Annotated in this window: 16 protein-coding genes and 2 pseudogenes; 5 read left to right on the top strand and 13 right to left on the bottom strand. The window is 59.6% G+C overall.

Features of this window, described 5'->3' with window-relative positions:
- Positions 1–276 precede the first annotated feature (276 nt).
- Positions 277–522: a hypothetical protein gene (locus BL8807_RS03640; RefSeq protein WP_143147977.1), complete on the bottom strand. Its 246-nt coding sequence runs from the start codon at positions 520–522 to the stop codon at positions 277–279.
- Between the two features lie 114 nt (positions 523–636).
- Here BL8807_RS03640 and BL8807_RS03645 point away from each other — a divergent pair, with 114 nt between their 5' ends.
- Positions 637–1,389 (top strand): SIR2 family NAD-dependent protein deacylase, encoded by a 753-nt coding sequence (locus BL8807_RS03645; protein WP_072725294.1) that lies wholly within the window; start codon positions 637–639, stop codon positions 1,387–1,389.
- A gap of 177 nt (positions 1,390–1,566) precedes the next feature.
- On the opposite strand, the gene ilvA is transcribed toward BL8807_RS03645, so the two are convergent.
- From ilvA to BL8807_RS03675, 6 genes are all read right to left on the bottom strand, one after another.
- A complete protein-coding gene (gene ilvA, locus BL8807_RS03650) occupies positions 1,567–2,832 on the bottom strand; it encodes a threonine ammonia-lyase (protein ID WP_072725297.1) in 1,266 nt (421 codons plus the stop codon).
- 141 nt (positions 2,833–2,973) lie between these two features.
- A complete protein-coding gene (locus BL8807_RS03655) occupies positions 2,974–4,800 on the bottom strand; it encodes an alpha-glucosidase (protein WP_072725299.1) in 1,827 nt (608 codons plus the stop codon).
- Positions 4,801–5,313: 513 nt separating this feature from the next.
- Positions 5,314–7,005 carry a glycoside hydrolase family 13 protein gene (locus BL8807_RS03660; RefSeq protein WP_072725303.1) on the bottom strand — a complete coding sequence of 564 codons (1,692 nt, stop codon included), beginning with the start codon at positions 7,003–7,005 and terminating at the stop codon, positions 5,314–5,316.
- Positions 7,006–7,087: 82 nt separating this feature from the next.
- Positions 7,088–7,912 carry a carbohydrate ABC transporter permease gene (locus tag BL8807_RS03665; protein ID WP_072725305.1) on the bottom strand — a complete coding sequence of 275 codons (825 nt, stop codon included), beginning with the start codon at positions 7,910–7,912 and terminating at the stop codon, positions 7,088–7,090.
- A gap of 2 nt (positions 7,913–7,914) precedes the next feature.
- Positions 7,915–8,823 (bottom strand): carbohydrate ABC transporter permease, encoded by a 909-nt coding sequence (locus BL8807_RS03670; protein ID WP_072725307.1) that lies wholly within the window; start codon positions 8,821–8,823, stop codon positions 7,915–7,917.
- A 72-nt stretch (positions 8,824–8,895) separates the two neighbouring features.
- On the bottom strand, positions 8,896–10,215 hold the full coding sequence (locus tag BL8807_RS03675; RefSeq protein WP_072725309.1) for an ABC transporter substrate-binding protein: 1,320 nt from the start codon (positions 10,213–10,215) through the stop codon (positions 8,896–8,898).
- Between the two features lie 286 nt (positions 10,216–10,501).
- Here BL8807_RS03675 and BL8807_RS03680 point away from each other — a divergent pair, with 286 nt between their 5' ends.
- The 3 genes from BL8807_RS03680 (at position 10,502) to BL8807_RS03690 (ending at position 15,926) form a co-directional block, all read left to right on the top strand.
- On the top strand, positions 10,502–13,618 hold the full coding sequence (locus BL8807_RS03680) for an alpha-mannosidase (protein WP_072725311.1): 3,117 nt from the start codon (positions 10,502–10,504) through the stop codon (positions 13,616–13,618).
- A 135-nt stretch (positions 13,619–13,753) separates the two neighbouring features.
- Complete coding sequence (locus BL8807_RS03685) at positions 13,754–14,767, top strand: LacI family DNA-binding transcriptional regulator (RefSeq protein WP_072725348.1); 1,014 nt, start codon at positions 13,754–13,756, stop codon at positions 14,765–14,767.
- 61 nt (positions 14,768–14,828) lie between these two features.
- Positions 14,829–15,926, top strand: coding sequence for a glycoside hydrolase family 172 protein (locus BL8807_RS03690; RefSeq protein WP_072725314.1), 1,098 nt, complete (start codon positions 14,829–14,831; stop codon positions 15,924–15,926).
- A gap of 191 nt (positions 15,927–16,117) precedes the next feature.
- On the opposite strand, the gene BL8807_RS03695 is transcribed toward BL8807_RS03690, so the two are convergent.
- From BL8807_RS03695 to BL8807_RS03705, 3 genes are read right to left on the bottom strand one after another with little or no spacing between them, the layout of a single operon-like run.
- Positions 16,118–16,993, bottom strand: coding sequence for a carbohydrate ABC transporter permease (locus BL8807_RS03695; RefSeq protein ID WP_072725316.1), 876 nt, complete (start codon positions 16,991–16,993; stop codon positions 16,118–16,120).
- An 18-nt stretch (positions 16,994–17,011) separates the two neighbouring features.
- Positions 17,012–17,920 (bottom strand): carbohydrate ABC transporter permease, encoded by a 909-nt coding sequence (locus tag BL8807_RS03700; protein ID WP_094725404.1) that lies wholly within the window; start codon positions 17,918–17,920, stop codon positions 17,012–17,014.
- 20 nt (positions 17,921–17,940) lie between these two features.
- Entirely contained in the window at positions 17,941–19,233 is a 1,293-nt protein-coding gene (locus BL8807_RS03705; RefSeq protein ID WP_072725321.1) for an ABC transporter substrate-binding protein, read from the bottom strand.
- 185 nt (positions 19,234–19,418) lie between these two features.
- Here BL8807_RS03705 and BL8807_RS03710 point away from each other — a divergent pair, with 185 nt between their 5' ends.
- Positions 19,419–20,627 carry an ROK family protein gene (locus BL8807_RS03710; protein WP_072725323.1) on the top strand — a complete coding sequence of 403 codons (1,209 nt, stop codon included), beginning with the start codon at positions 19,419–19,421 and terminating at the stop codon, positions 20,625–20,627.
- Positions 20,628–20,941: 314 nt separating this feature from the next.
- Here the strand turns inward: BL8807_RS03710 and BL8807_RS03715 are convergent, their stop codons facing one another.
- The 3 genes and pseudogenes from BL8807_RS03715 to BL8807_RS12160 all read right to left on the bottom strand — a co-directional run.
- Positions 20,942–23,215 carry an alpha-galactosidase gene (locus BL8807_RS03715; RefSeq protein WP_072725325.1) on the bottom strand — a complete coding sequence of 758 codons (2,274 nt, stop codon included), beginning with the start codon at positions 23,213–23,215 and terminating at the stop codon, positions 20,942–20,944.
- Positions 23,216–23,511: 296 nt separating this feature from the next.
- A pseudogene (locus BL8807_RS12155) lies at positions 23,512–23,766 on the bottom strand (nucleoside deaminase); the annotation flags it as partial.
- A 234-nt stretch (positions 23,767–24,000) separates the two neighbouring features.
- Positions 24,001–24,195, bottom strand: a pseudogene (locus BL8807_RS12160) (nucleoside deaminase); the annotation flags it as partial.
- Between the last annotated feature and the right edge of the window lie 214 nt (positions 24,196–24,409).

The following is a 24,409-nucleotide window of genomic DNA, read 5'->3' on the forward strand; positions in this document are numbered from 1 at the left end:
CCACTCACAAAAACCTCACCACCCATTAACCGCTCCCGCGGACCCGGCAAAACCAGGCGGGCAATGAACTGGCAATCATTGACTATAAAGAAGTAGTACAAACACGCTCTTGAGTTCTCAAACCACCACCACACACTCAGTCCGAAGCAATCTCTTGGAGATTTCCCCTCGCTGACCGGCAGCAAGAGATAAACTTACACGCCCTTGCCCTTTTACGCAAATCGCAGGGCGCAGAAAAGCGAAGAACCGTTGAAAACACACGGTTCTTTCGGCGTGTCATAAAAGGGCTTTTTGCCCGCTTGAAACCAGAATATCGCTGATGAAGCGCTCCGAAAGTAATGAAATCAATTTCGATACGGCGTGTCGCAGCGGTCGTCCCACCGGAACGGACTCGGCGGCATCTTTCATGATGAAGCCGAACCACATCAGCCGCGATATCACGCATTCCGTAGTCCAGCGATACTCCTGCGGGACAGGACGGACCAACATGTGCGAGAACAGGACCTTGCCGATCACCAGCACGAATCTGGGAGTCTATCGGGCCAACGCGTGCGGGACGGGACGGTCCGATCCCATTCTTCGGCGACATCCGCCATCCGGTTGTACAGGAAACGGCGTGCGCGTATACCTATAGACATGACGAAAACAATCGCAGTGCTGACCGGCGCAGGAATCTCCACCTCCGCTGGCATACCCGACTTCCGCGGACCGGACGGCGTATGGACCAAGCATCCGGAGCAAACCAGCGTCTACGACATCGACCTGTTCCGAAACGACCCACAGGCGCGGGCCTACTCATGGCGTTGGCAGAAGGAATCACCGGTATGGAACGCCCAGCCGGGGGCCGCACACGCCGCGCTGGCGAAACTCGAACAGGCCGGCATGCTCAGCCTGCTCGCCACGCAGAATTTCGACGGACTGCACGAGAAGGCGGGCAATAGCGACGAGGTGATCGTGAACCTGCACGGCACCATCGGCACCTCGCACTGCATGAAATGCCATCAGAAATATGACACGGCCGACATCATGGACCGGCTGGACGAGGAACCGGATCCGCATTGCCACCGCAGGCTCCCCTACTCGGGTGATATGCCCTGCAACGGGCTGCTCAAAACCGATGTGGTGTATTTCGGAGAGATGCTTCCGGAAGGCGCGATGGAGAAATCGTATCGTCTGACCGCACGGGCGGATGAGCTGTGGGTGATCGGCTCCACGCTGGAGGTGTATCCGGCGGCGAGCATTGTGCCGGTGGCAGCCGAGGCGGGAGTGCCGATCACCATCATGAATATGGGACGCACGCAGTACGACCGCTTGGCCACGCGGCTTATCCATGAGGATATCGCCGTCGCCTTGCCGCAGCTGGTTGAGGAGACCCTCGCCTCCGACTGATCCGCCCCTGAATACGGACTCGCCTCCGCTCAATGTTCTGAACGGAGGCGAGGCGTGGGTGGCTGCGATGGAGATCCTTGCGCCTCGCCCTTTGGGCACGGCTCAGGACGTACGAGGAACGCTCGAACGCAACCCGGGACGCACGAGGGACGCACAGGCGCGACTCGGGTCGGCGGGTCAGTAGATGCGGTTGGGGGTGAAACCGGCTTCCTTAAGCGCCGCGAGGATGCGGTCGATATGGTCGGGGCCGTTGGTCTCCACCGTGACGCCGAGCGCCACCGCGTTCGTGTAATGGCCGGACGCCTTGAACTGGTCGTGGTCCAGGGCGATGACGTTGGCGCGTTCGCGCGCGAGCAGCGTGGCCACCTTGACGAGCTGGCCCGGGGTGTCGGGCAGTTCGACCTCGAAGTTCATGATGCGGCCGCGGGCGATCATGCCCTTCTGGATCACCGCGCCCATGGTCACTGTGTCGATGTTTCCGCCGGACATGATCGGCACCACCACATGATCTCCTCCCGCGGCGGCGAACTTGCGCGAACGCAGGTTGAGATGTTCCAACGCGGCGAGCGACACCGCGCCGGCGGCCTCGACCACAAGCTTGTGCTTTTCGAGCATGAGCAGGATCATCTCGTTGATGTCGCGCTCGGTGACGGTGACTAGGTCGTCGAGGAACTCGTTGAGCAGCGCGAAGGTCAGGTCGCCCGGATGTTTGACGGCGACACCCTCGGCGGAGGTGACCACCTGGTCGGCCTCGACCACACGTCCAGCCGCGAAGGAATTCTTGAAAGCGGGGCTGCCCTCGGGGATCGCGCCTATCACACGCACTTCGGGCCTGAAGGTTTTGATGGCGAGCGCGACGCCGGCACCAAGACCGCCGCCGCCAAGCGGAACGATCACATCGGTGACGTTCGGCACGTCCTCGAGAATCTCCAGGCCGATGGTGCCCTGGCCGCACAGCACCTCATAGTCGTCGAAGGGCGGCACGTAGACCATGCCCTGCTCTTCGGAAAGCTTGGCGGCATAGGCCGCGGACTCATCGAACACATCGCCATGCAGCACGACTTCCGCGCCGTAGGCTTTGGTGGCGTCGACCTTCAGCGGCGGAGTGATGGTCGGCATGCAGATCGTGGCCTTGGCGCCGCGTTCGCGGGCCGCATAGGCGACGCCCTGGGCATGGTTGCCCGCGGAGGCGGTGACGATGCCGCGCGCCAGCTCCTCCTCGCTTAGGGAGGCGATTTTGTTGTAGGCGCCGCGGATTTTGAACGACCCGGTGACCTGCAGATTCTCCGGCTTCAAAATAATCTCGTGGCCGGTCATTTCGGACAGGGCGGGCGACGGAATCGGTTCCGTTCGACGGGCCGTGCCGTTCAATCGCTCGGCGGCGAGCTTCAATTCGGCCGCATGGTCACGCTGCAATGCTTTGAGGACGTCCTTTTGTTCCATAGTGTGCATTGTAAGCGGCGGGCGGCCAAACGCCGGACGAACGACCAACGGATGGGATGATGCCGGTCCGATATGAAAACGCCCCGCACGACGCGCGTACGGGGCGAGAGGTCTTGCCGTCAGAAAGGCAATCCGCGTGGCTTACAGGGCTACGACCACGCCTTCCCAACCGGCCAGCTCGTTGTTGGCGATGGAGACGACGGCGTGGGAGGCGCCACGCGTGGCGATCACGACCTGGGATTCATCGATGCCGGAGGCCAGCAGGGCGGCGGATTCGGCGGGCAGGTCGACCGGACGGCCGGAGAGATTCACCATCACCAGCAGACGACGGCCGTCAAGCTCGCGCACGAAGGCGTACACATGCTCGTCGGACGCATCGACCAGATTCCAATCGCCGGCGGAGACGACGGGATTGTCGTGGCGCAGGGCGATGAGCTGCTTGTAGAAGCCGTACACGGAATCCGGATCGTCGAATTCGGCGGCCGCGTTGATCGCGGCATGGTTCGGGTTCACGCTGATCCACGGCTCGGTGGCCGCGTCAGGCGCGGTGAAGCCGGCGTACTTCGACCCATCCCATTGCATCGGAGTGCGGGCGTTGTCACGGCTGATCAGGGCCAAGGAGGCCATCATCGATTCCGCGCCCTGCACTTTGGCTTCCTCGACCCGCTGGCGGAATCCGTTGATGGATTCCAGGTCGCGGTACTGGTCGAGGCTGGTGAAGTGGGCGCTGGTCATACCCAGCTCCTCGCCCTGATAGACGTACGGAGTGCCGCGATGCATGTGCAGCAGCAAGCCGAGCGCCTTGGCCGAACGCACGCGGGCCTCCTCGGTGGAGTCGTCACCCCAACGGGACACCACGCGCGGCTGATCATGGTTGCAGAAGAACAAGCTGGCCCAGCCGGCCTTCTTGACCGCCGACTGCTGGTCCGCAAGACGTTCGCGAAGGTTCTTCACCTCGAAAGGCACCACATCCCACTTGGAACCGCCGGGCTTCTGGTCCACGCCGACGTGGTCGAACAGGAAGAGCATATCGAGCTCCTTGTTCGCGGGATCGGTGATGTGCTCGTTGCGGGACGGGGTGACGCCGGGGGCTTCGCCCACGTTCATATAACCCTCGCGCTTCTCGAACACCTCGCGACGCATTTCGGCGAGGAACTCGTCGACGCGGGGTCCGTCCGAGCAGAAGGGGAACGGAGAGGAATATCCCTCCTCGCCCACCGGATTATCCTCGATCAGAGAACCTTCCTCGCCCGGCAGCTTGCCGTTGGCGTCGATGGTCTTGGAGATCTGAGTGATCACGTCCATGCGGAAGCCGTCGATACCGCGATCCATCCACCAATTCATCATGTCGTACACAGCGCGACGCACCGCGGGGTTCTCCCAATTGAGGTCGGGCTGCTTCTTGGAATACTGGTGCAGGAAATACTCGCCGCGCTCGGGGCAGTATTCCCACGCAGAACCGCCGAAGTAGGATCCCCACTGGTTCGGTTCCGCGCCGGGGGTGCCGGGCTCGTGGCCGGGCTTGGCCGGACGCCACCAATACCAGTCGGCGTGCGGGTCGGTCTTGTCTTTGGACGCCTCGAACCACGCGTGCTCGTCGGAGGTGTGGTTCACGACCAGATCCATCACGATCTTGAGTCCCCGCTTATGCGCCTCGGCGAGCAGCTCGTCCATGTCCTCGAGCGTGCCGAACAGCGGGTCGATGTCCTGATAGTCGGAGATGTCGTAGCCGTTGTCGTCCTGCGGGGACTTGTACACCGGGGAGAGCCACAGCACGTCCACGCCCAGATCGGCCAGATAGTCGAGACGGGAGGTGATGCCCTTCAGGTCGCCGAAGCCGTCGCCGTTGCTGTCCTGGAAGGATCGGGGATAGATCTGGTACACCACGGCGTTCGACCACCACGGATTCGGAGTCGCGCCGTTGGTGCGCACGGCGTCGGGAAGAGTGGGGCGGTTCAAAGAAGTCATCGTCGAGTTCCTTTCTTACGTTTTCCATTGCTCATCCGCTCTCAGCGACGATGCCGTGCGGCACTCCATCGAGCCAGACGTTTTTGTTTACATGACCCATGGTGTCAGACAAAGGTTTTTATTCCCATCTGGACGGTTCAGCTGGCGTGCCGGAAAGTAATTCCCTGCTGATTCCAATCTCACGGATATGCACAGCTTGGTTTAGCCGCATCGAGCATCAATATCGAACGGCTGGGCGGGCTCAATCCGCATGTCATCGAAAGCAACGGCTTCGATAATCAACAGCGGACAAATCGCGGCGCGCACTTGGACTTGTCGAACTGCGTCGGTTTTCGATCCCACGCAGACAACCCACACGCCAGCCACTATATTAGCTCGCAACATTTTGCGACGTATCGCCGCGCATGGGATCAGCAGATAGCATGTGTCGCCCACGAGTAACGCCTGCTCCTTCTGGCCGCACAACTGCGGCGTAGAAGAGCTCCTTCTTGGACGGATACAGACGCCAGCAAACTACTCGGCAACCAGCCAGACAGCGGTCTGCGGAGGAACGGATTCGACGGACTCACCCGGCAACCATTGCGGATCGGACGAGAGCAGCACCGCCATGCCATCCGGCAATGGCTGGCATCGCACGGTGGAGAAGTTTACCAGCACATGCATGCCCGAGGGCAAAGACCAGCTCAACACATCATCCGCCGGATTCGCTCCATCGACCGCGCTCTCGACCGACCACCAGTCGAATCGAAGATCAACGCCTGCAGCAACCCACCGTCGACGCAAAGCCAGAGCCGCACGATACAGCTCCAGCATAGAACCGACGGTGCCGCACTGACGTTCCACCGCGTAGGAAGCGAACCAGTCAGGCTGAGGCAGCCAGCTAGAGCCTGTGTCGCTGAAGCCGAATGTCGGCCCATCGACAGTCCACGGCAGGGGGATTCGGCAGCCGTCGCGGCCTTTGAAACGGTGTCCGGATCGCTCCCAATTCGGATCCTGCACCTGGCCCTCCGTCAAATCGAAATCCTCCGGCAGTCCGAGCTCATCACCTTGGTAGATGAACGCGGTACCAGGAAGCCCCAGCATCACCAGAGCGGCGGCGCGGGCACGGCGGTCTGCGCTGGCGGGGTCGATGGGAGGATTGGTGCCGTTCGAGGTAACCCATGACTCAATGTTCGCTCCAACGGGCAGTCCCAGACGCGATGCGATGCGTGGCACATCGTGGTTGCCAAGCACCCAAGTGGGAGATGTGCCGGCTTCAATCGCATAATGGTGCGTTCGTTCGATGGCAGTGCGATACTCATCCGCGTTCCACGAAGCCTTCTGCAAAGAGAAATCGAACACCGCGCCGAGCTCATCGAGCCGTGCATATTGGAAGATACGCGGAGTGAAAGGCGTCCAGGACTCTCCGACCGCATATTTGGCCGGCGCATACCGGTCAAATATCTCACGCCAGCCACGGTAGATGACATGCACCTCGTCACGGTCCCAGATTGGATCGGAGCCGTCAGCGGACTGAGGCGCCATCAGGGTGGGTTCCGGGCGGTCACGCAGCGGCTCGTCGAGATCTTTGGACAAACCATGCGAAACATCGACGCGGAATCCGTCGACTCCTTTATCACACCAAAATTCGAGGATGCGATGGAATTCCTCACGTACCTCGAAGTTGTCCCAGTTGAGGTCGGGCTGCTCGCGGGCAAACAAGTGCAGATAGTACCAGCCGTCGCCGCAGGGTTCCCATGCAGAACCACCGAAATTGCTCAACCAGTTGGTGGGAGGCAGTTCGCCGTGTTTGCCACGACCACGACGGAACACGTATCGAGCCGACTCAAGCGACTCAGGCCCGGCCGCAAGCGCGGCGCGGAACCACGGATGCTGGTTGGAAGTGTGATTAGGCACAATGTCAATGATGACTTTGATGTCCCGCTGGTGCGCGCCAGCGACCAGTTCGTCGAATTGGCTCATGGTGCCGAAGCGCGGATCCACCGCACAATAATCGGCCACGTCATAGCCACCGTCCGCCAGCGGCGAGGGATAGAACGGTGAAAGCCAGACGGCATCGACACCGAGTTGGGCGAGATAATCAAGTTTGTCGACTACGCCTTGGATGTCGCCCTCGCCGTTACTATCACTGTCACGGAACGAACGTGGATAGATCTGGTAGACGACGGCGTCCTTCCACCAATCGTCGGGGTGTTTATCGACCATGATCGCAAAATTCTCCCAGTGCAACAAGATGACCGCCGAACTGATTACGGCGGCCATCAAATGGAATTATAAAATTGGACGGTCAGCCCTTAACCGAACCAGCCAGCATGGCGCGGATGAAGTAACGCTGCAATATGATGAACAGAATCATAGTAGGAGCCATAATCAACAGCGCGCCCGCGTTCAGCAACACCACATCTGTCTGATATGTGCCAACAAACGTCTGGAGAGCGCCAGCCATCGTTCGTTTCAGTGGATCGTTGATCAGCACCACTGCCAGCAGGAACTGGTTCCATGTGGACAGGAAGGTCAGAATCGCCAGTGATGAAAGCGCCGGTAATGCCAAAGGCAACTGAATACGGACGAACGTCTGAAAATCACCGGCGCCGTCAATACTGGCTGCTTCCATAAGATCCCGCGGCATCTGCTCGAAATGTTGGCGCATCCATACGACACCAAAGGACAGATTTAATCCGATAAGCGGCAGAATCAGCGCCCATCGGGTATTGAGAAGCCCAAGTCCGTCAATCTCGTAATACAGCGGCGTCACCAATGTCTCGAAAGGAATGGTCAGACCGATGATGAAGATTGCGTACAGTACGCCTCGTCCAGGGACGCGCAGCTGTGCCATGGCATATCCCGCCAATGCGGAGCATAGCACCACGGTCGGCACCACAGCCAATACGAGGATGCAACTTGACTTAAGCAACGGCAGAATATTCGCCATATTCCACGCGTCGATAAAGTTCTCCCAGTGCGGAGTCGCGGTGAACTGGATGCCTTCCGGCATGGACCCCTGCGGCTGCAGGGCCGCAGACAGCATCGAGAAGAACGGTAATATCGAAAATGCAACCATGAATACCAACACGATATTACCGGCGGCACGAACAGAGAGCGGTTTTTTCATAGTTAGCGCTCCTTCTTTCCCTCAACGAGTCGTTGCAGCGGACCTACCACCAGCAGCACCAATGCCATCAAAACCACAGCGAGCGCAGAAGCCAAGCCGACGCGGTTTTGCTGGAACGCCAGGCGATACACCATCACGCCAGGCACCATAGTGGACGTGCCCGGGCCACCTTGCGTAGACATAAACACGACGTCGAAGCTGGCAAGGGCCGCGACGATAGTCATCGTGAAGCACACACCGATCTGACCGCGTAGTCCAGGAATGGTAATGGAGAACAACTGCCGCCACCATCCCGCACCATCCAACGACGCGGCTTCGTACAACGACTGGTCGATGGCTCCAATACCCGAAAGCAGCAACACGATGCAGAACCCCAACTGAAGCCAGCATCCGATCACGCCCACCGCAGGCAATGCCGTACTCTGTTCGCCCAGCCATGAGCGGGTGATTCCCCCTAATCCCAGACCTTGCAGAATCTGGTTCACCGTTCCTGTATCCGCAAGCATCCAAGTCCAAGCCACGCCAGCGGCGGCACCGGGGATGATACGAGGCAAGAACAGACATACTTGGGCGACGCCTTTGCCGACTTGCGAACGCACATCCTTAATCAGCGCGGCGACTATAAGGCCCAGACACACCGGTATCACAGAGAAGAAGATAATGAGATAGAACGCATGGCCAATGCTGCCGAGGAGTTCGGAATCCGTGAACACACGAATGTAATTACCTAATCCGATGAAGGTGCTTTCATCGATTCCATTCCAGTTGTAGAAGGAATACCACACCGTTTGAATGATTGGCCACAACTCAAAGAGTCCATAAAACAGCAATGCCGGCAAGATGAACACGTAACCGCGAATCGCCCGCTTGACCGTCTGGGCTTTACGTCCAGGAACCGCTGCTTGACGCATGGGGGGCCGCCCCTGCCCACGTTCATTATCGTGGGCGAGGGACGGCGCGACTGATGTCTTGGACGTCATCCGTTACTCTCCAAGCTCATCTTCATACTTCGCTTGGATGGTACTGCCGAAATCGGAGGGCTGCAACGAACCATCAATCAGCTCCTGAACGGCCGGAATAAGAGCATTCGCCTGAATGCCTGCGGTCGAATTGTAGATATGCGTGGCGGTATTGCCACCTGCGATGAACTCGGAATAAGTCTCCAGCACGGATTGCATCACGGGATCATCACTGGTGGCTTCGCCTTCTCCCACGGGAGCATAACCATTCTCGATCATAATCTGGCGAGCCTCGTCGCTCATCAGGAAATTGATGAATGCCGCAGCGGCGTTCTTATGTTCGGCGTTGGTTGGGATGCCCCACGGAGTCGCGCCATCGAGCGCACCGCCTGAGCCCTCGCCCTCTTCGAGCGGAGGAACAGCGATGAAGCCCGCGGTATCGCCCATGGCTTCAGAGATGGACGAGGTATACCAATTACCTGCCGGGAAGAACAGGCCCTCGCCTTTGGTGAACCTGGACAGCGCGGTGGACGAATCGATGGCATTCACACCGTCGGGGAAATAGCCAGCTGCCGCCCAATCGGCGATATATTGCGCGGCCGTTGCTGTGCCGTCAGTATCGATGGTGGCACCGTCACGCTGCAAAGTGAACGCGCGAATGGCGTCGACGCCGTTCTCATTGATCAACAGACCGTCAAGAAGATGGATGACGCCCGCGTCCTTGGCATCAGCCATCATCGGCAGAACACCGGCTTCTTTAGCAATCGCCATATCTTCTTCAAGCTCCTCGATGGTCTTCGGAGCCTCGGTGATACCCAGCTCGCCCGCCAGTTCCTTGTTCCAGAAAATGCCGGTCATCGTGAATCCATCAGGGATGGCATAGCGGTCGCCCTCCCCCAGTTCCTGATCGTCATTCATGCTGTAGGTACTGGTTTGGCTCTCCGGAATGTCCCACCCGTAGGCTTCGGCGTATTCCTCAAGACTGATTACATGGCCACCACGAGCGGCAGAGCCGACATCGGTGATACGCGCGATGTCAGGAGTTTCAGAAGCGGAAATCACACGGGGCCCGTTCTGCGCGCTCACGTTGTCGGGATCATATGTGGCCGTGATGGTGATATTGGGGTATTTCGCTTCAAACGCCTCAATTAAGGCATCGTCCTTCGCCTTCAGGCCTGCGCCATCCCAAAGTTTGAGCTCGATTTGTTCATCGCCAAGATCGGTGCTGACAGCCTCATTCTGCGCGCCGTCATTCGAATTTGACGAACCTGGGCCACAAGCGGCAAGCCCAGAAGCCATGGCTACGATGACAAAGGCGGCAGCCATTCTGTTGAGATTTCGCATGTTAACCTCTTTCCTTTCCGCACTGCTGTGCGATGTCTTCTTTGACAAACACCTATGAGTGCCGGGATTGACACATTACATAAGCGTTTATGCAGCCGAGAATATCACGCCAGCAGATACTTGTCAAACCCGTTCGACACGCAGAAAAAACGGCTATTTTGCAGCATTATGCCGGATTCTCGCAAAACCGGCACTCAAGATATCGGCACACCTACTATACTGCTAGATATTACCCCGATACCAAAGCGTTTAGCATATTGGAATGTCCCACAACAAAGGAGTTGAGATGATCCTCAAACCCGAACAGCAGGTAGAACGCTGCAAGCGCGTCATGAAGGAACGCATAGAACCGCGCATCCACCCAGTGCTTGAGCGCTGTTCCGTGAAAGCCTTCCGCAATCCCGGAGAACCGGAACCCGCCGACGATGTACTCGCTCGTGCCCAGCACGGCGCAATCCCCTTCATCGACGTCGCACAAAACGAGCCCTGGGGAACATCATGGGGCACCACATGGTTCAAAGTCACAGGGAACGCGCATCTTGACGAAGCGCAAGGCAGAGCCATCGAATTGGTGGCGCGGTTAGGCTACCTCGACGGTCCTGTCGGAGGTCAAGTGGAGGGTCTGGTATATCGCCCCGACGGCACGGTGATTAAAGGACTGCACCCCCGCAATTTCACAATCCCTCTTGTCGACGCCGAAGGAAGGCGCGATTCGATAGTCGATGATTCCGGCAACTTCACCCTCTATATTGAGGGAGCCTACAATCCCATGATTCCAGCTTTCCCGCAAACGAATTGGGGGAATGGTCCCACAGAGTGCGCTGATGTCAGATATGAATTCCGCGGCGTGGACGTCTGCGCCTACGAACATGAGCTGGCGGAATACCACATGGACCTCGACGCCATCAGCATGGCTTTGGAGCAACTCGACAAAGAGGGCGCCCGATATTGGCATCTCGCCAAAGCGCTGCAGCGTTCACTCAACATTTTTGACATGCGAGATCTCACAACGGTCAGACCCGCGCGGCAAGCTCTCACAGAGGTTCTCCGCGCTCCCGCCAACCATTCGTCCATTCAGCTGGCCGCCATCGGGCACGCGCATATCGATTCCGCTTGGTTGTGGCCGGTGCGAGAAACCAAGCGCAAAGTCGCCCGTACTGTGTCGAATGCGCTGCTTCTTATGGACAACGACCCTGACTACATCCATGCGATGAGTTCGGCACAACAATACGAGTGGCTTGAAGAAGCCCATCCCGACTTGTTCGAACGCATGAAGCATCGCATTCAAGAAGGACGTTTCGTGCCCGTCGGCGCGATGTGGGTGGAGTCCGACGGTATGATTCCCACAGGGGAATCACTGATTCGACAAATCTCATTCGGGAAACGGTACTACCGAGAGAAACTCAACTGCGACACAGACATCATCTGGCTGCCGGACAGCTTCGGGTATACCGGCGCGTTCCCTCAAATTGCCCGTCGCGCAGGATATCGATATTTCCTGACACAGAAGATATCATGGAACGACACCACACGACTCCCCCACCACTCCTTTATGTGGGAAGGAATCGACGGATCGCGTATCTTCACGCACTTTCCTCCGGCTGACACCTATGGGGCGTTCGTCACCGCCCAAGAACTGGACTATGCCCAACGAAACTTCAAGGACAAAGATCTTTCTTCGCGCGGAGCCTTGCTCTTCGGATATGGAGACGGAGGCGGCGGAGTGCCTCGCGAAATGGCCGGGAGGGTGCGTCGATACCGCGATTTCGAAGGTCTGCCGCGCACTGAATATATGTCCCCAAAAGCCTTCTTCGATACCGCATACCAAGAAATGCGCGATGAGGCAGGCGACGAATTCCCCGTATGGAAAGGCGAACTGTACCTTGAACTGCATCGCGCCACGCTAACCGCGCAGCAGGCGATGAAACGCGGCTGCCGACTTACGGAGTCCATGCTTCGCGCCGCGGAGTATCTATGCGCCATGGCCGCTTTATACCAGGATGATTATACTTATCCCGTAGATGAGTTCACATCGATTTGGAAGCAGCTGCTACTCAACCAGTTCCATGACATTCTTCCCGGCTCAGGCATTGCGTGGCTGTACAGGCAGGCACGGGACGAATACTCACGCGACCTGCGAAGGTTGCACCGACTATGTGCCGACGCAGCCATAGCGCTAAGCAAGGCCTTGCCGCAGGCTAAGATCCTGACGCGAGGACGCATATCCCCCTTCTCAGCCCAGAAAGAAGATGACCTTGCATGGCGAACCGTTCCCACAACCGTCACGACTCCCACCACACCAGTCACGATGCGTCCTCATGACGAGGGGTACGAAATCGACAATGGATTGCTTCGCGCCATCATCAGTTCCGATGGCGCGGTCACTTCCCTGTATGACATCGCAGCTGATCGCGAAATCATCCCGCAAGATACACGCATGGGACAGTACGAACTACTGAAGGACGAGCCCAGCGTATTCGACGCTTGGGATATCGAGCGCGACGCGTTTATCACAGCCAAACCCGTATCCGGAGGCCGACTGATATCGGCGAGGATCGACGGAACAGGCGCTGCCACTGTCCGATCTGAAATCCACGTGGAAGCAACCACCATCATCACGGATATCACATTACGTCCTGGATCGAGGCAGATGGACTTTCATACACATGTGGACTGGCATACACAGGAGCAATTCCTCAAAGTGGACATTCCCATCGCCATTGAAACCACACGAGCAATCTATGACTGCCAATACGGTCTCACCGAACGACCAATCCAAAAGAACACCGTGCGCGACGAAGCAATGTTCGAAAGCTGCAGTCATCGGTTTATCCACATCACGGACCATCAATATGCAACTGGGGTGGTCAATGCGTCCACTTATGGATCAGACGTGTCACCCATTCACGGCTCCCAACCCGGCACTATGGTCCGGCTTTCTCTGCTCAGCGGGTCCTGCGCGCCAGATCCGCAAGCGGACCAAGGCGAGCATGATTTCGATTGGGCTGTTGTCCCGTCTTATAGCTTGGAGGCAACAATCGCATCCGCATACACGTTAAATGCGCCCGTCATCGAGAATCTTCCAGAGATGTCCTCTCCTGTACGCATCTCATGCGCCGAAGGAACTGCGATCATCGACTGGATCAAACTGGCCGATGACGGATCTGGCGACCTCATCGTCCGCTTGTACGAAGCCGTCGGTGCAACAGTCCGCGCCACCTTGCAAACATACGGGCCTCTCGCCGATGCGGTCGTATCGGAAACCAATGAGCTGGAAGAGGGCATCCGATATACAGACGAACCTACAGCTTTGCAAGAGGACGGCATCCACGCGGATGGCGCACCACTCACACTGAGACCGTTCCAGCTGGCAACGCTTCGCATCACTCCGACATCAAGATAGTCACCAAGCCCCAGCGCTCATCGGCGGTGTTGCCGCGCCCCGATGAGCGCACACTTGCTAACCTATTGGAAGGAGACAGACACGTGTCCAGCCGCCGTAACGATGCGGACGGATGATGACATAAGGGAAAGAACGATGAAAAAAGCGACGATAGAGGATGTGGCGCTGAAGGCAGGCGTTTCGACGTTCACTGTTTCAAGGGCGCTGCGCGATAAAGAGCATGTCGCCCCGGCTACGAAACAGCGTGTCATCGAAGCCGCGAAAGCGCTCAACTACACCATATCGCGGTCCGCCACCGCACTTGCCAGTGGATGCACACGGCGAATCGCGCTGCTAGTATGCGAATCCATAGCGGCTTGGTTCAATGGAGAGATTCAGGAGGGCATCTACGATGTGCTCAGCCAAAACAAATACGATCTTCTCATTTATCGAGCCAGCAACGAAACCGAACGGCGGCACTTCTTTGACAATCTGCCGGCCGACCGCAATGCGGACGCTTTAATCGTATCGTTCTCACTCACCGATGACGAGCAGCATGCCGTCTCATCAATGGGCATGCCAATCGTGACTATTAACGCGCTCAACCAGGATTACTGCCACGGATCGGTACGTATAGACGATATGCAGGCCGAGGGAGACGCGATTCGATATCTTTCCGCGCTTGGCCATGCCAAATTTTGTTTTGTGGACAGGCCTTCACATCCATGGGGCCAGGATAACCGTATCGACGGCTATCGAAACACTGTCTTCTCTCTCGGCCTTACCGATTGCGGCACCTTTGAACTCACGAGCGACCCGGATCGTCCCGCAAAACACGCAACCGCGCAAATCCTCGCACTGCCACAAAGACCAACCGCCATCTGCGGCTGGTCGGATGACTGCGCCTTCGCCATCGTTCATGAACTCCGACGTGTTGGCATCCGGGTGCCGGATGACATGTCGGTTATCGGCTTTGATGCGATCCCATCTTATCGTCTCGCTGGGCTGACATCAGTAATGCAACCGGCACACGACATCGGACGCATTGCCGCACAGAAAATACTGGATCTGCTCGAAGGACGCCAGCTAGAGACTCCCCACACCATCGTTCCCACTCAACTCATACCCGGTGACACCACCGGTCCTGCCCCGCAACGCGACGCCAACTGAAGAGACTGATCATATGACAGAGAGCTCTCATATGGACCATCAATCAGCAACGAGGAGAACCATGCATAATATCCTTGACCTCACCAAAACCCAGCCTTTTGTCTCCCGTGCCATCAACGCAGAAAATCCCCATGGTAAACCGGGACAGGCAGCGATGACTCCCAGCATTCTAGGACCAAGTCGTAAAGGCTCACCCGCTTTGCGTAACATCGCCCCCGGAACCACAGTGACGCTTGCGGATATCTCAGGATCAGGAGAAATAAGCCATATATGGTTCACCCTGGACGAGCGAACCACCGATGCCGACTGTTTCGTTCTACGAGATCTCGTATTACGAATGTATTGGGATGACGAAACCGAACCAAGCGTCGAATGTCCAATCGGAGACTTCTTCTGCTGTGGATTTGGACGCGCCACCACCATAACCTCAATCCCAGTGGTGTCATTGCCCACACGCGGTCTCAACAGCTACTGGCCGATGCCATTTCGTTCGCACGCACGCATCACAGTGGAGAATCAGCATCCTAACCCTATTCCCGACCTGTTCTACCAAATTGACTACAGGCTATATGATGAGCCGCTAGCGGAGAACACGACGATGTTTCATGCGCAATGGCGGAGACAGAACCCAACACAGCCTGCAGAAGATTATGTGATATTGGACGGCGTCCATGGCAGCGGACATTACGCGGGCACATACCTAGCCCTGACCACGCTGGAACGCCACTGGTGGGGGGAGGGAGAAGTCAAATTCTACATCGACGAAGACACGAATTACCCCACTATCTGCAGCACCGGAACCGAGGATTATTTCGGAGGAGCCTGGAGTTTCGCCCGCCAACAAGATGGGCACACCGAAGAACAAACTTTCAGCACATCTTACCTAGGGTACCCTTACTATTCACGCCATGACGAGCTCATCCACAACAATTATCACAACGATGACATACCGCCACAAAGAGGGCTCTACCGCTGGCATATACCCGATCCAATCGTTTTCCGAACCAATTTGAAAGTAACATTGCAACAAATTGGCTCAGCATACCGTGGTGCGTTCGAGCGCAGCGACGATGTTGCGACTGTTGCATATTGGTATCAGCAAGAGCCTCATTCGGCCTTCCCGAGTCTTGACGCCGCCGAGCAACGCTGGCCGCGCTGACTCCATGAACCACTTGTCAAAAGGGGAAGCTCGATGTAACGAGCTTCCCCTAGGTGAGGCGAGCAGCTTACCGCGAAGAGCGAATCATTGACGGTGACTGCAATTATGGACCGCCTCTGGCGGGCTCAATGCTACCTTCGCTCGGCTATCGCCTCGCTCAGGCGGTGCCTATGAACAGTCCACAGGACTGTTCACTTCACGGCACCGCGCATCACGCCACCAACGACCCACTTTTGGGCGAAGATGTAGACGACTAGGACGGGGGCCATGGCCATGAGGTAGCTGGAGAACGCCATCGGGTAGTTGGTGGCGAACTGCGAGCTGAACACGTACTGGGCCAGCGGGATCGTCTGGTTGCTCTGGTCGGTGAGCACGATCAACGGCAGCAGGAAGTCGTTCCACGCCCACAGGCAGGTGGTGATCGCGATGGTGGCGTTGATCGGTCCCATCAGCGGGAAGATGATCTGCCAGAAGATGCGCCAGGTGCTGGCGCCGTCCATGCGGGCGGCCTCCTCCAGGGAGACGGGGATCGACTTGATGAAGCCGGTGGCGATGAACAGGTTCGTGCCGAGGCCGAGGATCGTGTACAGCACGATCAGGCCGAGCTGGTTGTCCAGATGCAGCGTGCCCATCTGCTTGGCGATCGGCAGCATCACCACGGAGAACGGCACGAACATGGCCAGGATGAAGAAGTAGTACAGGAAGCGGAAGAACCGCTTGTCCTGGTTGCGCGCCACGGCGTAGGCCACGAAGGTGTTGGTGATCAGGGTGAGCACCACCGCGGCGACCGTGATGATCGCGGAGTTGAGCGCCGCCTTGGGGTAGTTCACCTTGTCGGAGGCGTCGAGGAAGTTATGCCATTCCCAGCTGGTCGGCAGGGCGAAGGTGCCGGCCTCGGCCGGGGTTTTCAGCGCCGTGACGATGGTGAAGTACAGCGGGATCAGAATGGTCAGGGACAGGACGGCGACGACGGCGGTGAGCCACCAGTTGATGTTGCGGTCCTTGCGGAATTTGAGGTTCTTCGGCTCCGTGGCGGAGACGACGGAGGTGTTGGTTGCGCTGGTCATAATGCTTACCCTCTACTCTCAGATCTTTTCCTGGCTGCTGGAGATCTTCAGCTGGACGATGGCGATCACGGCCAGCACGATGAAGAACAGCACGGCGTTCGCGGTCTGGTAGGCGTACTCGCCGCCGGTCAGGCCGCCCTTCCAAATGAGATAGGTCACCGTTTCGGTGGAGGAGTTCGGACCGCCTTCGGTCAACGCCACGACCTGGTCGAAGGTGTTGAGCGCGTTCTTGAGGCTGATCACCAGATTGATGGTGAAGAAGGGGCCGATCAGCGGGAAGGTGATCTTCCAGAACTTCTGCCAGGCGTTCACGCCGTCGATCGCGGCGGCCTCGTAGATCTCCTCGTCGATGGTCTGCAGACCGGCGAGGTAAAGCAGCACCGAATAAGCGACGGACTGCCACACGGCGAGGAACACGATCGGAATCCACGCGAGCTGCTCGTTGGTGAGCAGCGAGCTGGACAGCCACTCGATGCCGAGCGCCTTGCCGAGTTCGGGCAGCGGGTTCATGAAGATGTATTTGAACACGTAGCCGATCACCAGCACCGACAGGGTGTAGGGGATGAAGAAGATCGCGCGGAAGCCGTTCTTGAACGCGATCTTGCCGTTGAGCGCGACCGCGAGGAACATGGCGATGACGTTCACCAGAATGGTGATCACGATGGCGATCGCGAAGGTGAACAGGTAGGCGTGACCCACACGGTTGTCCTGGAACAGGGCGAAGTAGTTCTTCAATCCGATGAACTTGAAGTCGCCGTAGCCCTGGGAGTTCGTGAACGAGTAGAACACGCCCTGCAGGAACGGCACGTACAGGAAGATCGCGAAGATGATCGCCGCGGGCACGGCCATCCAATAGTAGGCGCGGTCGACCTTGCGGGTGGAGAAGGTGGACACCTTCTTCTTGGCGGATTTGGCGTTGCTCATCATGTCTCCTCTTATCTAGTCGCTCACTCGAAGGTCCTGGCCTGGACCTTGTCCCATTCGCTCTGCATCTGGTTCAGGAAGCGGTCGGTGTCGCCGCTGGTCACCATCGTCTGCAGGTAGCCGCCGATGTTGATGGACGAGGGGATGTAATGGTCGCAGAAGTCGGCCAGACGGTTCTCCTCGAAGAAGGAACGCACGGTCTCCAGCGCCTCGTTGCCGAAGTAGGTCTCTTTAAGCGGGGTGATGGCGGATTGCGCGTCGGCGTAGGCGTTGAGCTGCTCCTCCTGCATAAGGAATTCGACGAGCTTCATCGCCTCCTCGGGATACTTGGTGTCGGCGCCGATGGTGAGCATCACGTCGTCGCCCGCGGTGAGGATCTGCTCGTCCGGATCGTCGGTGGCGGGCAGCTGCGCGAAGCCCAGTTCGATGTCGGGGTTGATGAGCAGGATCTGCGGGATGGCGTAGGTGCCGAGCGGGATGATCGCGGCCTCGCCGTTGGCGAAGTTCTGCGTGCCCTGCTGGTAGGTGACGCCCGTGTCCGCGGTGGAGTAGGTGAACAGTTCGGCTTCCTTCTCCACGGCCTCCGTCCAAATCTCCTGGAAGGTGGTCTCTCCGGTTTTCAGGCCCGTGTACTCGCTTTCGGGAACCAGCGTGCCGGCCAGCGAGGCGAGCGGCGCCTGCGTGGTCCACGCGTCGGCGACCGTGCCCTGCAGCGGATTGATGCCGGCCTCCTGGAAGGTCTCCAGCATGGCGGTGAACTCGCTCCACGTGGTCGGCGGGTTCTCGGGATCGAGCCCCACCTCGCGCCACAGCGCCTTGTTGTAGATGTATCCGGAGGCGTTGCCGGCGAACGGCAGGCCGTACAGACGCTTCTTGGACTGGTCGGTGGTCTGCACGAGGTTCTTGGCGATCTCGACCATGCCGGGGTTGAGGTCGTCGACGATCTCCTCGTCGGTGAAGTCATAGAACACGCCGGAGGCGGCGAAGTAGCCGAAGCTGATGTCGCCGTTGAAGGTGATCACGTCCGGGATGCGGTTCTTGACGAAGCGGGTGCGCAGGTCGGTCTGCGCGTTGGCGGAGTTGTTGATGGTGACTTTGATGGTCGGGTTTTCCGCCTCGAACTCCTCGATCATCGTTTTGAACTGGTCGGCGGCCTCGGACTTGAACTGGAAGAAATCCAGCGTCACCGTGCCCGCGGTGCTCGAACCACACCCGGCCAGGCCGACGCCCACGGCGACGGTGCAGGCCACGGCCGCGGTGGTGCGCAGCGCGGCATGCAGCCGGCGGCTCTTGCGAGTGGGGGAATCGTCTTTCATTCGTTGACTCCTTTGTTCCTATCCTTCGCTTCCGAACGCCGCGGCTTCAATGCCGCAGGAGGAAGTTCACTCCACGATAACGATTCGCGGTTTTCATTCCCAGCGCTTGCGCGCCCCGTTGCGCCGACAACTAAAACCGCTGTATTTTTATACAGAAGGAAACAAAAAGTCATCGAAAGGGCGCCATGGCCGACGAAAACGCGATTCCGCAATGGTTTTCCGGTTCCGAACATACGCATAAGGTGGCGGCCACCATCGCGAAATACGGCCCCATCGCCCGCACGACGCTCGCCCAGATGCTGGGATTGTCGCAGGGCGCCCTGTCTCGCATCACCAGCGATCTCATCTACGCCGGCGTGATCGAGGAACTGCCCGCCACCGCCGGCGGCCCCAAAGGCCGGCTACCGGAGGGATTCATGCCGAAGGAAAGCACGGACCGACGCGGACGCCCGCAGACTTTGCTGGCTTTGTGCGCGAACGCCCGCACCTTCGTGGGGTTGAAGGTGCACGGGCATTACGCCGTGGCCGCGGCGGTCAACGCGCATGGCGAGGTGGTGTCGGGACGCCATGAGGAACCGTTCGAGAACCAGTCGCCGGCCTGTGTGACCGAGACGATCGCCAAACTGGTCGCCGGATGCGCCGCCGATGTCGTCGCGGCCGGACTCCCCTCGCCGCTGGCGGTGGGCGTCGCGGTCGGCGGCCATGTGCGGGAGGATTCGGTGGTGACTTTCGCGCCGTTCCTGCATTGGACCGAGGATATCGACCTCGGAGCGATGGTCCATGCCGCCACCGGACTGCCATGCGGGGTGTTCAACGACATCGATTCGCTGCTGGTGGATGCCTGCTGGTTCGGGCCCGGCGTGGGCTACGAGATGTTCGCCGTGGTGACCGTGGGCGTGGGCGTGGGATATTCGCTGGCCGTGCGTGGCGAGCCGGTCCGGTATCCCGATAAAAGCTACGGGCTGGTCGGGCATATCCTCGTGGATCCCGAGGGCCCCCGCTGCATCTCCGGACATGTGGGATGCTCGCAGTGCCTGACCGATGATTCCATCGCGGAACAGTATTCGACGATTATCGGACGGGCCGCCACATTCGAGGATTTCGCCGATGATGTGCGTCGCGGCGTGCCGCAGGCCTCGCAACTGCTCAACCGCACCTGCTTCCGCTTGGGCACGCTGATCGCCACCGTGGCGAATGTGGCGATGCCGGGCATGATAATGGTCGCCGGGGAATCGGCGTTCCTCGCCACGATCGGCGTCGACTCGATTCGAGACGGCATCAGCCGGCATCGTCACAATCAGGCGGCACCGGTGAAATTCGTCATCGCCGACCATGACTGGCAGCTGTGGGCCAAAGCCGCCGCCAGCCGCGTCATCGTCACCTATATCGGCTGAGATCCTTGCGCCTCGGCTGCGCCCTCCGCTCAGGATAGGAGCATCGGAGGAGCGAGGCGTAAGATCCTTCGACTCCGCCCTACGGGCTCCGCTCAGGATGACGACGAAAAGAAAATGCATCTTCTTTTGTCATTCTGAGCGAAGCGTAGCGGAGTCGAAGAATCTCCACCTGTGCCCGCCGCGACGAGCGCAGGCCGTGCCTTGCTCCTTAATGACTTGAATAAGGACGGCCTGCTGAACCGTCAAACGGAGAGTCCAGTGGACTCTCCGTAGGTGAAGGGAGCGGCTTCGCCGCGACGGGCGCAGGCCGTACCTCACTCCTTAATGACTTGAATAAGGACGGCCTGCGCCGGATGAAGCGCCGGCGGCCTGATGCCGTAGGTGCTCAGAATCTGGCCGGACAGCACCACGCCGTTATCGTTCCACCAGCCGAGTTCGCTCTGGCCACAGTGGATTTCAGATTCCCCTGACTTGACCGGCCTCATCGGCAGCACACGGTATGTCGCCCGCGGGTCGAGCCCCGGCAGATGCACGGGCGCGGCGGGATAGGTCTGGCTGGTGGTCAGCTGCGTGAACCGGTAGACAGCGGCCGAACGGTCGGGCTTGACCATGCCGTCGAGACGGACCGACTGGTCGGCGGAATCGGCGTGCACGCAATCGCCTTGCGCGAACCAATAGCGACGCTTCTTGAACGCCTCCACCCACTTGCCCAGCAGATCAATCGCCTCCTGCGGCTCCTTGTTGAGGTTCCATTCGATGCCCATATGACCGAAGAACGCCATCGCCATACGCATCTCCTGGCTGGTGGCGCGCTTGGTGGAGTGCGCGGGGCTGGCGCCCACATGCTCGCCCATCATCATCGGCGGCACCAGCAGCGAGGTGTAGCGCTGGATGTCGGCGCGTTCGACCGGATCCACACAGTCGGACACCCAAATGCGGCTGGCGTATTCCAGAATGCCGAGGTCCACGCGGCCTCCGCCGGAGGAGCAGCTTTCGATCTCCAGTCCGGGGTGGCGCTGGATCAATTCGCGGAAGATCGCATACACCGCTTCGGTCTGACGGTGCACGGCCGGACGGCACGTGCGGCGGGAGACGGCTTCGGTGACGAGCTTGTTGTGGTCCCACTTGATGTAGTCGATGCCCAACTCGCCCACCAGCTGGTCCATGCAGCCGAGAATATAGTCGAACGCGTCCGGATTGGTCAGGTCGAGCACCTGCTGGTCGCGCCCCTGCAAGGGCAGGCGGCCTGCGGTGGGCGCGAGCACCCAGTCGGGATGGGCGCGCGCCACATCGGAATCGGGGTTGACCATTTCGGGCTCGAACCACAGGCCGAACTCCATTCCCTTGCCGTGCACGTAGTCGGCGAGCGCCTTGAGCGACTTGTCGCCGTCCGGCCAGACTTCGGGCGAGATCTGCCAGTCGCCGAGGCCGGAGGTGTCGTCGCGGCGGGATCCGAACCAGCCGTCGTCAACCACGAAGCGTTCCACGCCGGATTCGACGGCCTTGTCGGCGAGCGCCGTCAGGGTGTCGAAGTCATGGTCGAAGTAGACGGCCTCCCACGTGTTGAGGATGACCGGGCGCGGCTTGGAGACGAGGCGTGGGTGGCGGGAACGCACATAGTCGTGGAATCGGGCGGAGACTTCGTTGAGGCCGTCGCCGTAGGATCCGTAAACCCACGGGGTGGTGTAGGCGTCGTCCGCCCCGGACAGGACGATTTCGCCGCCGAACAGCAGTTCGCCGCCGCCGATCACGCCCTGCGTGTAGGGCAGGCGTTCGGCGGAGAGCACGGAGTTGCCGCTCCATCCCACATGCACGGAGTAGACCTCGCCGTGTTCGAAGCCGAAGCCGGGCACGCCGACGCTGAGCAGCAGGCTGGCGTCGAAGTCGGGACGGCCCGCGAGCGCGGATTTGGCGAAGCGGCCGATGGTGAGCTGTTGACGCTGCGGGGAACGTTCGCGCAGATGGTGGCCTGTGGTGGTGAGAATCTCGCTCATCTGCGCGGGCAGCGGGAAGCCGAGTTCCACATGGCCGACTTCCAGCGGCGCGGCTTCGGCGGCGATGTTGCGCACGACGGCCCGCTGGCGGATCAGTCCGCCGGGCAGGAGTTCCATATGCCATGTGATTTCGACGCCCTGCTCGTCGTCGCGGGCGATGACGCTTACGCCGGGAACGGGCTGCGCCGCGGCGACGGGGCTGCCGTCGGCGGCGAATTCCCAGGGCGCGTCCAGCGTGCCCATATCGTCGGCCACGGCGATGTCGGTAACGGTGAATTTGCAGAACAGCTCCACTCCGCCGCGGCGCAGCACCAGACGAGGCTCTCCGATCCAGGATTCCGCCTGCGTGGGCAGGATGGAGGGCCAGGCGGTGTCGTCGAGCGCTCCTGACACGCGTTGCGGTTTGAGCGCGTCATACAGCGCGAGCGCGGTTTCGGGATCGGCGAGGGGCCGTCCCCAGTGGACGAGACGCGGAAGTTCGTCGCCCGGTGCCACCAACGCGAACGCGACATCGGCGTCCGCCTGTTCGACGTAGAGCGCGGTGAGAGCGGTGCCGTTGGCCGAAGTGCCTTGGATTCGTTCGATGTGCGACATTGCATACCTCTTGTTGATATGGTTGGCTGACTGGTTCCGATGGTACGTGAGTCGGGATTAGTTGCCTTGACGCGGAGTGTTCGCCCAAGCTGGAAAGTAATCCGCCCTTTCGCCGCCACTGCGCCATTGTCAGTCCGTGCGGCACGTGCCGCGCCTTTGACATCCCGAACGCAGCGTGCCTCACCTTTCGTCATCCCAAACGCAACATGACGCACCTTTTGATATTCCGAACGCAGCATGCCTTGCCTTTCGTCACCCTGCGCGCAGGCAGCAGGCCGGAGTCGAGAGATCTGCGGCTACCGGCGCGCGGCGAAGAAGTCGGTGAGCAGCGCGGCGCAATCCTGCTCGTTCACGCCTCCCACGACCTGTGGGACATGACCGACGTGCGGATCGCGCGGGATGTCCCATACGGAACCGCAGGCCCCCAGCTTGGCATCCCATGCGCCGAATATGATGCGGCCGATATGGGTTTGCAGACACGCTCCCGCGCACATGGGGCAGGGTTCCAGCGTGACGACCAGCGTGCAGTCGGCGAGGTTCCAGGCGGTGAGATCCCTCGACTTCGCTTCGCTTCGCTCGGGATGACGAGGGGAGGGAAGCTGGGAGACCTCGGGATGAGGGGAGGCGGGTTGGGAGTCTTCGGGACGACGGGAGGGGGGAGACTCAGCACCGGGATGAGGGGAGGAAGAGAGCTGAGAGGAGGCGGGCTGGGCGGCACCGGGATGACGGGAGGCGGGGGGCTGAGATGCCTCGGGATAAGGGGAGGCGGCGTCTTGGGATGAGCGGGACTGGGCGGCTTCGCGCATGGCGAGGATTTCGGCGTGGGCGAGCGGATCGCCCTGTGCTTCGCGGGTGTTGTAGCCACGGCCGATGATCCGGCCGTCGGAGTCAAGCACCACCGCGCCGACGGGCACGTCGCCGGACCGGGCGGCCTGTCGGGCGAGGTCCAAAGCCTGTCTCATGGCGTCCTGTGGGGTCATAGTGTTTAGTGTAGCGGCGCACGGACGCATCCCAGACATGCCCGCGTGCGACCCTCTCCAGAGGCCGAAACGAACATCCATCCTCGGCTTTTGGCGGAATATGGCCAATCCCAATCAATCCGATCGAACATGACGTGTGCGGCTCCTGTGAGGAAGAGTCGCACGGGACGGACAGGAGGCTCACTCCGTGCGAACCCGTCCCACGAAACAAAAG

Source organism: Bifidobacterium lemurum (assembly GCF_014898175.1).
GTDB classification, from domain to species: domain Bacteria; phylum Actinomycetota; class Actinomycetes; order Actinomycetales; family Bifidobacteriaceae; genus Bifidobacterium; species Bifidobacterium lemurum.

Bases quoted from the DNA above. Each gene is read 5' to 3' on its own strand.
- BL8807_RS03645 (WP_072725294.1), top strand. From the start codon at position 637: ATGACGAAAACAATCGCAGTGCTGACCGGCGCAGGAATCTCCACCTCC.
- ilvA (WP_072725297.1), bottom strand. From the start codon at position 2,832: ATGGAACAAAAGGACGTCCTCAAAGCATTGCAGCGTGACCATGCGGCC.
- BL8807_RS03655 (WP_072725299.1), bottom strand. From the start codon at position 4,800: ATGACTTCTTTGAACCGCCCCACTCTTCCCGACGCCGTGCGCACCAAC.
- BL8807_RS03660 (WP_072725303.1), bottom strand. From the start codon at position 7,005: ATGGTCGATAAACACCCCGACGATTGGTGGAAGGACGCCGTCGTCTAC.
- BL8807_RS03665 (WP_072725305.1), bottom strand. From the start codon at position 7,912: ATGAAAAAACCGCTCTCTGTTCGTGCCGCCGGTAATATCGTGTTGGTA.
- BL8807_RS03670 (WP_072725307.1), bottom strand. From the start codon at position 8,823: ATGCGTCAAGCAGCGGTTCCTGGACGTAAAGCCCAGACGGTCAAGCGG.
- BL8807_RS03675 (WP_072725309.1), bottom strand. From the start codon at position 10,215: ATGCGAAATCTCAACAGAATGGCTGCCGCCTTTGTCATCGTAGCCATG.
- BL8807_RS03680 (WP_072725311.1), top strand. From the start codon at position 10,502: ATGATCCTCAAACCCGAACAGCAGGTAGAACGCTGCAAGCGCGTCATG.
- BL8807_RS03685 (WP_072725348.1), top strand. From the start codon at position 13,754: ATGAAAAAAGCGACGATAGAGGATGTGGCGCTGAAGGCAGGCGTTTCG.
- BL8807_RS03690 (WP_072725314.1), top strand. From the start codon at position 14,829: ATGCATAATATCCTTGACCTCACCAAAACCCAGCCTTTTGTCTCCCGT.
- BL8807_RS03695 (WP_072725316.1), bottom strand. From the start codon at position 16,993: ATGACCAGCGCAACCAACACCTCCGTCGTCTCCGCCACGGAGCCGAAG.
- BL8807_RS03700 (WP_094725404.1), bottom strand. From the start codon at position 17,920: ATGATGAGCAACGCCAAATCCGCCAAGAAGAAGGTGTCCACCTTCTCC.
- BL8807_RS03705 (WP_072725321.1), bottom strand. From the start codon at position 19,233: ATGAAAGACGATTCCCCCACTCGCAAGAGCCGCCGGCTGCATGCCGCG.
- BL8807_RS03710 (WP_072725323.1), top strand. From the start codon at position 19,419: ATGGCCGACGAAAACGCGATTCCGCAATGGTTTTCCGGTTCCGAACAT.
- BL8807_RS03715 (WP_072725325.1), bottom strand. From the start codon at position 23,215: ATGTCGCACATCGAACGAATCCAAGGCACTTCGGCCAACGGCACCGCT.